The sequence below is a fragment of the Kitasatospora sp. DSM 101779 genome (assembly GCF_025655475.1).
Lineage (GTDB): Bacteria > Actinomycetota > Actinomycetes > Streptomycetales > Streptomycetaceae > Kitasatospora.
In genome coordinates this window covers 8,177,167-8,188,694 of record NZ_JAHTIK010000001.1, presented here as the reverse complement: position 1 = coordinate 8,188,694, position 11,528 = coordinate 8,177,167, and the positions used below count along the sequence as shown (strand labels likewise).

Genomic DNA, 11,528 nt, shown 5'->3' with positions numbered 1-11,528 from the left:
GCGCGGTTCGTACCAGTACCACAGGCGGGGCGTTTGAACGGAGAATGAACGATCCGGCTTAAAGGTCGAATCCGGCAGCGCCGCACTCGTTCGCGGTGACGTTCGTCAGGTCGCACATGACTGGGTCCTGCACCGCCGACCCGGAGCCGGGAAACCGGCGGATCATGACATTGGACATGGGCCGATAGAACATGCCGATGTTGGCGGCCTTGGCGCTGGCGATGTGCATGCCGTCGGACGCTGCGGTGCCCTTCGGCCTGGAGATCATCAAGTCTCGGACGACCACGAATTCCCGTCCGCGCCGACCAGTCCGTGGGCGCCGGCCCCGGTCTGGTTAATGGCGGTGGATGCCATGCCGTCGCCGACCAGGGTGAGGCTCGAGCGGAGCCTGAAAGGAGCCGTGATCTTGTATGTTCTCGCGGGTAACCGTACAACGGGGTCGCCGCGGTCCACCGCGGTCTGGATCGCGACGGTGTCGTCCGCGACGCCGTCGCCCACAGCGCCGGAGTCTTTGACGCTGACGCTCGCGGGGGTTCACGGCACGACGGGCGGCCGCGGAGACCAGGCCCCCGCACCGGTGGTGAGGCCTGCCGCATTCACACTGCCGGCCGGAAAGCTGCGTCTGTCCATCCCGAAGTCTCCTGTCTTCTACGGTGGGGAACCTGCACGAGTCGGCGTACAGCACGACGCCGGCCCGGTGCTGCTCCGGAGAGCCGGCGGCAATCCCTTCCCAACCGGCCTTCAGATTTGCTCGCCGGGTCGGAGCGCGGTGGCCCACGCACACCCGGCTCGCTCGGCGCCACCGAACCGATTGGCGCCCCCGCGGCATCGACCCGGAGCCCAGCCGCTGCATGTGGTCCACGGCGAAGGATCCAGTGGGCAATCAAAGCGGATCGACACCGCATTCCGGAAGTGACACGCCATGCACGAACGAACCTGTAAAAGCGGGGATTTGGGAGCGGGTGGTCTCGCCCCGGCCGGCCTGCGGCCGGGACGCGGGGACGTGCGGCCACAGGGAGGCACCGGCCTTCGCCGGCCGATCTCATCCCTTCCGGAGACTACCTGACCGAAAGCTTGAATCGCCCTACGAATGTGAATTCGCCTTCGCTTGGCGATTTTCCGCTGTCGCTACACGAATCTCCCCAACGGGCTGGGCAGGCGGATCGACCTCTCGTCCTAGGGTGCAGATGTGGACGAACGGAGTCTGATCAGAATCGTGCTGCCGGCCATCGGCATCGGATTAGAAGTCATCTCATTCGGGCCTATACGCTGCTCGCGTGACGATTGTGGAGCGCCTGGTGTCGGCTGAGTTGTGGGAGCCGTTCCAGCGGGTGGTGCCGGCGGCGCCGGCGCGGCCGCAGGGCGGCGGCCGACGCCGCCACGGGGACCGTGAGGTGCTGGCCACGATCGTGTTCGTGGCCACGTCGGGGTGCACATAGGCCCAGCTCCCTCCCTGTTTCGGACCGTCCGGGCCGACCGCGCACCGGCGGTTCACCGAATGGACTGCGGCCCGGGTACGGGCGAAGCTCTACCGCCTGGTCCTGGACGAACTCGGCGCCCGGGGCGAACTGGACTGGTCCAGGTGCGCGGTGCGCGGTCGACTCGGTGAACGTGCGCGCCACCAAAAAGGGGAGCTGACAGGTCCTCCGAATCCTGCCGATCGGGCAGGTTCGGGTCAGAGATCCACGTGCTCACCGAACGCACCGGTCTGCCCCCGTCCCTTGCGGTCTCCGGTGCCAACCTGCACGACAGCCAGGCACGGATCCCGCTCGTCGAGGCGATCTCGCCGATCGGCTCCCGCCGCGGGCCCCGGCGGCGCAGGCCTGGCAAGCTCCACGCCGACAAAGCCTACGATCACCGCTTCATCCGCTCCTACCTGCGGAGACGGCAGATCGCACACGCATCGCCCGTCGCGGCGTTGCGTCCTCGGGCCGCCTCGGCCGGCACCGCTGAGTCATCGAGCGGACCGTCGCCTGGCTCGGCGGCTTCCGCAGACTCCACCGCCGCTACGAACGCGAGGCCGACCACTTCGCGGCCTTCGCCACCATCGCCGCGGCGATCATCTGCCACCGAAGACTCACCAAATGAGATGATTTCTTAGTCGGGAGCCACGTTGCACGGGGAATGTGCCAGTCATGCGGTGGTCCGCCCTGCCGCAGCCGCCGAGCAGACCGACCGCGAGCGGCCACCTGCCGACGCCGTCGGCCGGTCTCACGTTGCCGCTCGCCGTCGCGCGCGGGTGGCGTGGGCCGCCGCCGACGCACTCGCCTGGGCGTGCAGTCTGCTGATCGTCGGCCCGAACGGCGAAGGCGGTACCGGCCTGTCGGCCGTCAGCGGTCCTGTGGTCTTCGCCTGCCTCGTCACCTCCGTGGCCGCGGTCCTGGCCGGAGCGGTATGCGGCCTGTACTCCGGGCGGTTTCAGCTGGAGAGCGGCGCGGAGCTAGGCGCCGTGCTGGGCACCGCCGGGCTGACCGCGCTGTGCCTGGAGACCGTCGGCAGCGACCGGCTCCCGCTGATGGGCGGAGAGTCGGCCGCGGCGGAGATCACCGCCATGGTCAGCGCCCTGGGGATGATCACCGCGCGGGCTGCGGTCGCCGCCGTCCGGCGCAGGCCGAGACGGCCGGCACCGGCTGCGGTCAAGGTGATCGTGTTCGGCGCAGGCAGTGCGGGCACCCAGCTGGTACACCGGCTGGCCGGCCAGCGCGGCGCGCGGTATCAGCCGGTTGCCCTGCTGGACGACGACCCGGGCAAGCACCGGCTGAGGATCTGCGGTGTCCGGGTGCGAGGTGGCCGGGAGCGGCTCGCCGAGGTCGCGGCCGAGACCGGGGCCCAGATCGTGGTGATCGCGATCGCTGGCGGGCGCGGCGACGGTCGGGTGATCGCGGACCTGGTGTCGCTGGCCGAGTCAGCCGAGCTGACGGCCAAGGTCATTCCGCCGGTGCACGAGCTGGTCTCCGGCTCGGCCAAAATCGACGGCGTCCGCGACCCGCGGATCACCCACCTGCTGGGACGCGAGCCGATCCGCCTCGACCTGACGGCGGCTGCCAGCCGTTTCGCCGGGCGGCGAATCCTGGTCACCGGCGCCGGCGGTTCGATCGGCTCCGAACTGTGCCGTCAGCTGCACCGGCTGCACCCCGCGGCACTGGTGATGCTCGACCGGGACGAATCCGCCCTGCACGCGATCCAGCTCGCGCTGCACGGCCGTGCGCTGCTCGATTCCGACGAGACCGTGCTGGCCGACATCAGAGACACGGCCCGGATCAACGAGGTGTTCGCGCAGGCCCGGCCGGAGATCGTGTTCCACGCCGCAGCGGTCAAGCATCTCCCCCTCTTGGAGCGGTACCCGTCGGAGGCGCTGAAGACGAATGTGGCCGGCACGCTGAACGTGTTGCGAGCGGCGGCCGCCTGCGGTGTGCAGTCCTTCGTGAACATCTCCACCGACAAGGCCGCCGACCCGGTGAGCGTGCTCGGCACCTCGAAGCGGATCACGGAGCGGTTGACCGCGCACATGGCCGATCAGGCTCCGGGAACCTGGGTGTCGGTCAGATTCGGCAACGTGCTGGGCAGCCGCGGCTCCCTGCTCGACTCGCTGTCCGCGCAGATCGCGGCGGGCGGCCCGGTCACCGTGACGCATCCGCAGGTCGCCCGGTACTTCATGACGGCCACCGAGGCCGTTCAGCTGGTCCTGCAGGCAGTGACCGTGGGGCACAGCGGCGAGGTGCTGGTCTTGGACATGGGCGAGCAGGTCCGCATCGCCGACCTCGCGCGCCGAATGGCGGCCACGGCGTCGCACCGGGTCGAGATCGTGTTCACCGGGCTGCGGCCCGGCGAGAAGCTGGTCGAGGACCTGCTGGGCGCCGGGGAGCGCGACCACCGGCCACAGCACCCGCTGGTCAGGCAGGTGCCCGTACCGGCGCTCGAACCCCGTGAGGTGACGGACATCAGTCACCTCACCGATCCCGACGAGGTGCGCGCGGCCCTCGTCCGGCTCACCGCCGCGCCCGGCCCGGCGCCGATGCCAGAACCGGTGCCGGGGAAACCAGCGGCACTACCTGCCCGCCCCGCGACGCCCGAACCAGCGGAGGCCGGCCAGTGACCGCGCGGGGGACGCGGCGCCGACGTGGCGCGGACACGCCCGTCCGGGCCGCCACCGCAGGGCCGGCGTTCGCCACCGCTGCCAGCAGCCGGCCGTCCTACCAGGGCAAGCGACAGTTCGACCTCGTCGTGACCTGCCTGCTGATCGGGCCGGCCGCGGTGATCTGCGCGGCGGCCGCGCTGACGCACTTACTCGCGCACGGCAGGCCGGTGCTGTTCCGGCAGCGCCGGGTCGGCCGCGACGGACAGCTGTTCGTCCTGCTCAAGCTGCGGACGATGGGGGATCCGCCGGGCGGCGCGGCCACGCCGGAAAGTACCCGAACCGCACGGGTGACCGCGGTCGGCCGGTTGCTGCGTCGGCTGTCGATCGACGAACTGCCACAGCTGATCAACGTGCTGCGCGGTGAGATGAGCCTGGTCGGCCCCCGGCCCACGCTTCTCTACCAGGTTGGCCGGTACACCGACCGGCAGAGGCTGCGGCTGCGGGCGACACCCGGCCTGACCGGCCTGGCACAGGTACGCGGACGGCAGCAACTGAGCTGGCCGGAACGGATCGAGTGGGATCTGCAGTACCTGTGCCGGCAGAGCCTGCTGCTCGACCTGACGATCCTCCTGCGCACCGTCTGGACGGTCCTGGCGCGGGGCGGCGCCACCGCCAGCCACGACGGCGATCCGATCGCTCGCACACCAGAAAGGACCCTAGGTGCCTGACAACAACGCCCGGATCCGGCTCGCCAGCCCCGACCTCGGTGAGGAGGAACTGGACGCGGTACGCCGCGTGCTGCGCAGCGGTGTACTCACCAACGGCCCGGAGAACGAAGCCTTCGGTCAGGAGTTCGCCGACCGCCATCGGGCGCGGTTCGGCGTGACGTTCTGCACCGGCACGGCCGCGCTGAACGCGATGCTGCTCGCCGAGGGCATCGGCCCTGGCGATGAGGTGATCGTTCCGTCGATGACCTTCGTCTCCACCGCCACCGCGGTGTGCCACGTCGGTGCCAGGCCGGTGTTCGCCGACATCGACCCGCAGACCTTCAACCTCGATCCGGCTGTGGTCGCCTCCCGACTCACACCGGCCACCCGCGCGGTGCTGACCGTGCACTATGCCGGGCAGCCCGGCGACCTGGACGCACTGGCGGGGCTGTGTGCCGAAGCCGGGGTGTCACTGTTGGAGGATGCCGCGCAGGCGGCCGGTGCCGAGTACCGGTGCAGGCCGGTCGGCACGTTCGGCCGGTCGGCGATGTTCAGCTTCACGCCGACCAAGAACATCACCACCGGTGAAGGCGGCATCGTACTGACCGACGACCCGGACGTCGCCGAGCGGCTGAAACTGCTCCGCAACCACGGTCAGACCGGGCTGTACCGGCACGAGAGCCTGGGCCACAACTGGCGGCTGACCGAGATGCAGGCCGCGATCGGCCGGGTGCAACTCCGTAGGTTGGACGGCATCCTGGAGCGCAAGCGCGCGATCGCCGAATCGCTGACCCGGCGGCTGGCCGGGGTGCCCGGCCTGACCACGCCGTACCAGGCGCCCGAGGCCCGCGGCACCTGGATGCTGTACACCTGTCTGCTGCCCAAGGTCCGCGACCGGGTGCTCGCGGACCTGCTCGGCCGGGGCATCGAGGCCAGGGTCTATTTCCCGCCGGTGCACCGGCAGCCGCTCTTCGCGCGGTGCGGCGCGGGCGGGGGGGCGATCGCGGACGGCGGGCCTGCCGAGCTGCCGGTCACCGAGGCGGTCGCGGAGGCGATGCTCTCGGTCCCGGTGCACCACCGTCTGACCGAGGCCGACGTGGCGGAGATCGCCGACGCGGTGATCGCCGCGGTGGGCCGGGCCGCGGCGGCGCCGCCCGGTGCCGTCTCGGTGCCGTCCGCTGCCGTTCCGGCGGGCCGCGCATCCGCTGCGGGGGGCGTGCCGCTGGACGCGGTGAGCGCCCCGAAGCCGGTCGGTGACCGGTGACCGCGCTCCGCGCCGGGGTTGTCGGGCTCGGCACGATGGGCAGGCACCACGCCCGGGTGCTGGCCGCGATGCCCGGCGTACGTCTGATCGGTGCCTGCGATCCGGCCCCGCAGGCCGCCCGTCACGCCGTCGCCGGCCTGCCGGTCTTCCCGGACCTGGACCAACTGCTCGGTCTGGGCCTGGACATCTGTGTGGTGGCCGCACCCACGCTGGCGCATGCCGACATCGGCACCCGGCTGGCCCAGGCAGGCGTACACGCCCTGATCGAGAAGCCGCTCGCCGCGAGCGCCGAGGAGGGCCGGGCGCTGGCGGATGCCTTCGAGCGGGCCGGGCTGGTCGGCTGCGTCGGGCACATCGAGCGGTTCAACCCGGTGGTCCGCGCGATGAGGGACCGAATCGCCCGGGGCGAGATCGGCACCGTGCTCCAGGTCACCACCAGCCGCCAGGGACCGTACCCGCGGCGCATCCGCGATGTCGGGGTGATCCTCGATCTGGCCAGCCACGACATCGATCTGACCCGATGGATCACGGGGTCGCCGTACCTGAAAGTGTCGGCGGTGACCAACCAGGTCACCGGTGGCAGCAGCCACGAGGACCTGGCCGCGGTCGCCGGTGTGCTCGAGGACGGCACTGTCGTCAACCACCTGGTCAACTGGCTGTCGCCGGTCAAGGAGCGGCTGGTGACGGTGACCGGCCAACTCGGCTGTCTGCGCGGCGACCTGCTGGCTCTCGCACTCCGGCTGCACCGCCACGACCTCCGCTCCGCACCCGACGACCGGGCCGCCGGGCCGGTGGCCGACGACCGGGGCATTGCCTGCGAGCTGGCCGCCCACGAGCCGCTGAGGGCCGAGCTCGAGGGTTTCGTAGCCGCCGTGCACGGCCGGCCCGAGCACATCGTGCCCATGCGCGCCGGCGTGGAGGTCATGGACGTCACCAGCGCCATCCTCTCGGCGCCGCGGGTCGGCGTCGAGGTGCCGCACGGCGGGGCCGATATCGCCCCTCCCGGCCCCGAGCGGGTCGTTGCCGTCGTCCCGCCGCGGCCGGGCGAGGACGGTGCCGTGCCCGGGGCCGCGTTTGCGCGCGCGGAGCCGTCCGCCGCATCGCACGGGGACCTGCCGGTACTGGTCGCGGGCTACGTACCGGCCCTGAACTCACGGAGGTTCTTCTGATGGCCATGGTCACGGTGGTCGGGCTGGGCAAGATCGGTCTGCCGCTCGCGGTCACGATCGCCGCCGCGGGACATCACGTGAGGGGCGCCGACATCGATCCCCGGGTGGCGGCCGCCGTGGCGGCCGGCGTGCCGCCGTTCCCCGGCGAACCGGGTCTCGCCGGGCTGCTCGCCGAGGTCACGGGCGAGGGGACCCTGCGGGCCACCACGGACACCGCGGCCGCGGTGGCCGACAGCGAGCTGATCGTCATCGTGGTGCCGCTGGTCATCGGCGCCGACCGGCGGCCGGACTACGGGGCACTGGACGCGGCCGTGGACGCGGTCGGCGCCGGTCTGCGGCGTGGATCGCTGGTGATCGTCGAGACCACCCTGCCGGTGCACACCACGCGACAGCGGATCACCCCGCGGCTCGCGGCCGCATCAGGGCTGCGCCCGGGCACCGACTTCGGCGTCTGCCACAGCCCGGAGCGGGTCTCCAGCGGTACCGTTTTCGCCGACCTGGCCCGGTACCCGAAGCTGGTGGGCGGTATCGACCGGACCAGTGGGGAGCGCGCGTCCGCGTTCTACGCTTCCGTGCTGCGCTTCACCGAGCGGCCCGACCTGCCACGTCCCAACGGGGTCTGGGACCTCGGTTCGGCAGAGGCGGCCGAGCTGGCCAAGCTGGCCGAAACCACCTATCGCGACGTCAACATCGCGCTCGCCAACGAATTCGCCTGCTTCGCGCAGGACGCGGGGCTGGATCTGCTGCCGATCATCGAGGCGGCGAACAGCCAGCCCTTCAGCCATCTGCACCGGCCGGGGATCGCGGTCGGCGGGCACTGCATCCCGGTCTACCCCTGGCTGTACGCCGTCGGCGATCCGGCGGCCCGGATGCCGGTACTGGCCCGCGAGATCAACGACGCGATGCCGGCCCGGGCGGTCCGGATGCTGGTGGCACTGGCCGGCGATCTGCGCGGCAGGCGGGCCGTGGTACTCGGCGCCGCCTACCGCGGCGGCGTGAAGGAGACGGCGTTCAGCGGCGTGTTGCCGGTCGTCCGCGCGCTGGCCGAGCACGGCGCGGTCCCCCTGGTCCACGACCCGCTGTACGACGACGCGGAGCTGACCGCGCTCGGCCTGCGGCCCTACCACCTGGGCGAGCCGTGCGATGTCGCGATCGTGCAGGCGGACCATGCGGAGTACGCCCGGATCGGGCCCGCTGACCTACCGGGGGTCGCCGCGCTGCTGGACGGCAGATCGGTGACCGATCCGGCGCTCTGGTCCGGCGTACCCCGGCTGGCCATCGGAACGGGCGGCACGGCCAGTCCTGGGCCGGAGGCCATGGCCCGGGACGGTCAGTACGCCTTCGCGGGGGCGCCGACCGTGACCTGACCAGCGGCGACATCGACCGGTCGCCACCGGTCCACGGCCCGGTCCCGGGCGGCGGGCCGGGCCGGTGCCCGTTGAGATGAGGGCTCGGCCGGTCCGGCGCGGGCAGTGGGCAGTCACCGACAGGCGTCGCGTGTGGGTGCGGACGGCGGCGGTCACCACCGCCGCCGTCCGCACCGTTTCCGCCAGCCGGCCGAAGCCGGCGCCGGCGATGTCCGGAGGTCACGCGCGTACGTCGGTGACCGGGCGGCCCTCGGACGGTTCGAACGGTTTTGAGACGGCGGCGAGGAACGCGTCGGCCAGTGCGGTCATGCCGTGGTTCAGGTACACCCATCGGCGGCCGAGTTCGCCCATCCGTTTGCGCTCGGTCTCGCCCATCGCGGCGAGCGCGGACAGCGCGTCGGCCATGGCCGGCGGCGACTCGGCCGGCACGCACAGGCCGCCGCCGGACTCGCGGACCGGGCCGCCCGGCGCGTTGCTCGCGAACAGCACAGGTCTGCCGGACGCCAGATAGTCGAACAGCTTGTTACTGCTCAGGCCGTACTTGAACACGGCGACGTCGCGCACGCAGAACAGCGTCACGTCCAGTTCCGCCAGCACGGCCGGTACCGCCTGCTTCGGCACTGGCGGCCAAAACAGCACGTTGTCCAGACCGTGGCGGTCGGCGAGCTGCTGGCACGCGGCCTTTTCCTGGCCGTCGCCGACCAGCACGACGGCCACCCGCGCTCCCCTGGTGCGCAGTTCGGCCGCAGCCTCGACGACGGTGCCGATCCCGTTGGCCGGGCCGTGCGAGCCGAGATAGCCAGCGGTGAGAAAGCCGTCCTTGCGAAGGCGCCTGATCCGCTCGATCAGCTCAGCGGCCCCGCTGCCCGCGTCCGGTAGGTCGGGGAGGGCACGCTCACCGGTGCCGTCGGCCCCGGGCTGTTCGCTGATCCCGTTCGGCACGTAGTGGATCTTGTCGCGCGGGACGCCGCGGGCCTCCAGGTAGCCGGCGGCCCCGGGCAGCAAGCAGATCACGGCGGACGCCCGCCGGTAGGAGAAGGACTCGGCGAGCCGGAGCAGGCGGGCGGGCAGCCCGTTCGGGCGTAGCGCGCCCATGTCGATCAGGGTCTGCGGCCACAGGTCCCGCACCTCGACGACAAACCGGGCATGGCGGCGGCGGGCCGCCAGCCAGGCGGCGAGCACGGCCGCGGGGTGGACCGATGAGCCGACGATCACGTCCGGCCGCTCCAGGCGGCGCTGCGCCGGCAGCACCCGGGCCGTGTAGGCGAGCATGTTGAGCACCCGTCGGTATCCGTTGCTCAGGTAGGACGGTGTGCGGACCCAGAGGAAGCGGACGCCGTCGATGGTCCGCATGGCGGTCCTCTCGCCGGGCGCGAGCCGCTCCTCGCGTCTGCTGAAGTGGCTGAAGCTGCTGGCGAAGACGGTGACCTCGTGCCCGGCCGTGGTCAGTGCCCGGCCGATATCGTAGTGCCGGGTGCCGGCCGCGCAGTCGGGTGGCGCCGCGTAGTGGTTGAAGATCCAGATCCTCATCCGGGCTCCTTCGGGGGTACTTCCGGCTTCAGCCGGGGAGGAAACGAAACTCCCGCGCGTAGCGGGACGGGGAATGTCAGGCCACCGCCAAGGCGGTGATGGCGTCTTGGCGGGTGATCGCCCACGCGTGATCGCGATCTGACGGCGTCCGCCGTGGGCCATGACGGCCGCTCACATGAGGCGGCCTGCGAGTTCCGCTTCTACCCGGACGATGCGCAGACGGCCGAGCCGTCGCGCACGTTCGGGTGCGTCCGGGAGGACATCACGTCGTCGCCAGGGCCGGGGGCGCGCCGGGCGCGGTTGCGGCGCCGGTCCGTGAGGTCAGCGCGGCGATGATCCGGGCTGCGGCCCCACCGTCGCCGAACGGGCTCGGTGGCTCGCCGGCGGGCCTCGGCCGGGCCACCGCCGCCGGCAGGTCGCGGGGGTCGGGCACCAGGACGTTCCAGCCGTCGTGGAGTGTCTCCGGCCATTCCGTCTCGGCGCGCAGGGTGGAGCACGGGACGCCGAGCGCCAGTGCCTCCTTCTGGAGGCCGCCGGAGTCGGTGATCAGTCCGCTTGCCCCGGCCAGCGCGGCAATCATGCTCCGATAGGGCAGGGGGTCTACCGCCCGCAGCGCTCCGCGTGAAAGGTCGATGCCGAACGCGCCGCACCGGGCGGCGAGCCGTGGGTGCACCAGCAGCCAGACCGGCTGTGGGCAGGCGGCAAGCGCGGCCACGACGGCGGCCAGCCGCTCGGGATCGTCGGTGGTGGCCTGCCGGTGCACCGTGGCGAGCAGGTACGGACCGGGGCTCTCGGTGAGAAACGGGGGCGGTTCGTCCCCGCGGGGCCTGGCGGACCGGTCCCTGACCGTCTTCAGTGTGTCCAGCATCAGATCGCCGACGAGTACCGCGCGGGCGCCCAGGCCCTCGGCGGCCAGGTTGGCCATTGCCGCCGCGGTCGGTGCGAGCAGCAGGTCGGCCAGGTGATCGGCGACGATCCGGTTGCGTTCCTCGGGCATCCGCCGGTCGAAGGATCGCAGCCCTGCCTCCACATGCGCGATCGGCAGGTCCGTCGCGGCCGCGGCAAGGGTTCCGGCGAGGGTGGAGTTGGTGTCGCCGTAGGTCAGTACCCAGTCGGGACACGCCTTGGCGAGGACCGGAGCGAGCCCGGCCAGTATCCGGGAGGTCTGCTCCGCGTGCGGGGCCGAGCCGACTTCCAGGTTCACGTCCGGCGCGGGGAGGCCGAGGTCGTCCAGGAACGACTGGGACAGCAGGTGGTCGTAGTGCTGGCCGGTGTGCGCGATCAGGTGGTCGTCGCCGCGCGCGGCCAGCTCCCATGCGATCGGGGCCAGCTTGATGAGCTGCGGACGTGTGCCGACCACACTGAGCACCTTCACGATGGCTTCTCCCTGTCGCGCCGGTCATTGTGCCGGGG

Annotated in this window: 10 protein-coding genes and 2 pseudogenes; 7 read left to right on the top strand and 5 right to left on the bottom strand. The window is 71.9% G+C overall.

Annotated features, from left to right (window positions below; all coding sequences use genetic code 11):
• Positions 1-58: 58 nt before the first annotated feature.
• A complete protein-coding gene (locus tag KSNIM_RS37490) occupies positions 59-229 on the bottom strand; it encodes a hypothetical protein (protein ID WP_263107654.1) in 171 nt (56 codons plus the stop codon).
• A 38-nt stretch (positions 230-267) separates the two neighbouring features.
• A pseudogene (locus KSNIM_RS37485) lies at positions 268-510 on the bottom strand (glycosyl hydrolase family 28-related protein); the annotation flags it as partial.
• 767 nt (positions 511-1,277) lie between these two features.
• Here KSNIM_RS37485 and KSNIM_RS37480 point away from each other — a divergent pair.
• Positions 1,278-2,088: pseudogene (locus KSNIM_RS37480) on the top strand (IS5 family transposase).
• Between the two features lie 330 nt (positions 2,089-2,418).
• Here the strand turns inward: KSNIM_RS37480 and KSNIM_RS37475 are convergent.
• Positions 2,419-2,640: a hypothetical protein gene (locus tag KSNIM_RS37475; protein ID WP_263107653.1), complete on the bottom strand. Its 222-nt coding sequence runs from the start codon at positions 2,638-2,640 to the stop codon at positions 2,419-2,421.
• A gap of 7 nt (positions 2,641-2,647) precedes the next feature.
• Here KSNIM_RS37475 and KSNIM_RS37470 point away from each other — a divergent pair, with 7 nt between their 5' ends.
• Genes KSNIM_RS37470 through KSNIM_RS37450 form a run of 5 tightly spaced genes read left to right on the top strand, consistent with a single transcriptional unit; the run spans position 2,648 to position 8,585 of the window.
• Positions 2,648-4,096 carry an SDR family NAD(P)-dependent oxidoreductase gene (locus tag KSNIM_RS37470; RefSeq protein WP_263107652.1) on the top strand — a complete coding sequence of 483 codons (1,449 nt, stop codon included), beginning with the start codon at positions 2,648-2,650 and terminating at the stop codon, positions 4,094-4,096.
• Entirely contained in the window at positions 4,093-4,806 is a 714-nt protein-coding gene (locus KSNIM_RS37465) for a sugar transferase (protein ID WP_263107651.1), read from the top strand. The genes KSNIM_RS37470 and KSNIM_RS37465 overlap by 4 nt, the downstream gene beginning before the upstream one ends.
• On the top strand, positions 4,799-6,049 hold the full coding sequence (locus tag KSNIM_RS37460) for a DegT/DnrJ/EryC1/StrS family aminotransferase (RefSeq protein WP_263107650.1): 1,251 nt from the start codon (positions 4,799-4,801) through the stop codon (positions 6,047-6,049). The genes KSNIM_RS37465 and KSNIM_RS37460 overlap by 8 nt, the downstream gene beginning before the upstream one ends.
• Before the next feature lie 35 nt (positions 6,050-6,084).
• The gene (locus tag KSNIM_RS37455) at positions 6,085-7,218 is read left to right on the top strand and encodes a Gfo/Idh/MocA family oxidoreductase (protein ID WP_411543827.1); all 1,134 of its coding nucleotides are present in this window, start codon (positions 6,085-6,087) and stop codon (positions 7,216-7,218) included.
• Complete coding sequence (locus tag KSNIM_RS37450) at positions 7,218-8,585, top strand: nucleotide sugar dehydrogenase (protein ID WP_263107648.1); 1,368 nt, start codon at positions 7,218-7,220, stop codon at positions 8,583-8,585. Before KSNIM_RS37455 ends, KSNIM_RS37450 begins: the two co-directional genes overlap by 1 nt.
• A gap of 219 nt (positions 8,586-8,804) precedes the next feature.
• On the opposite strand, the gene KSNIM_RS37445 is transcribed toward KSNIM_RS37450, so the two are convergent.
• Complete coding sequence (locus KSNIM_RS37445; RefSeq protein ID WP_263107647.1) at positions 8,805-10,115, bottom strand: glycosyltransferase family 4 protein; 1,311 nt, start codon at positions 10,113-10,115, stop codon at positions 8,805-8,807.
• 153 nt (positions 10,116-10,268) lie between these two features.
• Here KSNIM_RS37445 and KSNIM_RS37440 point away from each other — a divergent pair, with 153 nt between their 5' ends.
• The gene (locus KSNIM_RS37440) at positions 10,269-10,451 is read left to right on the top strand and encodes a helix-turn-helix domain-containing protein (RefSeq protein WP_263107646.1); all 183 of its coding nucleotides are present in this window, start codon (positions 10,269-10,271) and stop codon (positions 10,449-10,451) included.
• On the opposite strand, the gene wecB is transcribed toward KSNIM_RS37440, so the two are convergent.
• Complete coding sequence (gene wecB, locus KSNIM_RS37435; RefSeq protein ID WP_263107645.1) at positions 10,378-11,490, bottom strand: non-hydrolyzing UDP-N-acetylglucosamine 2-epimerase; 1,113 nt, start codon at positions 11,488-11,490, stop codon at positions 10,378-10,380. The two genes, KSNIM_RS37440 and wecB, sit on opposite strands and share 74 nt — an antisense overlap.
• Positions 11,491-11,528 lie beyond the last annotated feature (38 nt).

What these genes read in the sequence shown, in the direction of transcription:
- KSNIM_RS37490 (WP_263107654.1), bottom strand. Translation starts at nt 229, where the DNA reads ATGCACATCGCCAGCGCCAAGGCCGCCAACATCGGCATGTTCTATCGG.
- KSNIM_RS37455 (WP_411543827.1), top strand. Translation starts at nt 6,085, where the DNA reads ATGGGCAGGCACCACGCCCGGGTGCTGGCCGCGATGCCCGGCGTACGT.
- KSNIM_RS37450 (WP_263107648.1), top strand. Translation starts at nt 7,218, where the DNA reads ATGGCCATGGTCACGGTGGTCGGGCTGGGCAAGATCGGTCTGCCGCTC.
- KSNIM_RS37445 (WP_263107647.1), bottom strand. Translation starts at nt 10,115, where the DNA reads ATGAGGATCTGGATCTTCAACCACTACGCGGCGCCACCCGACTGCGCG.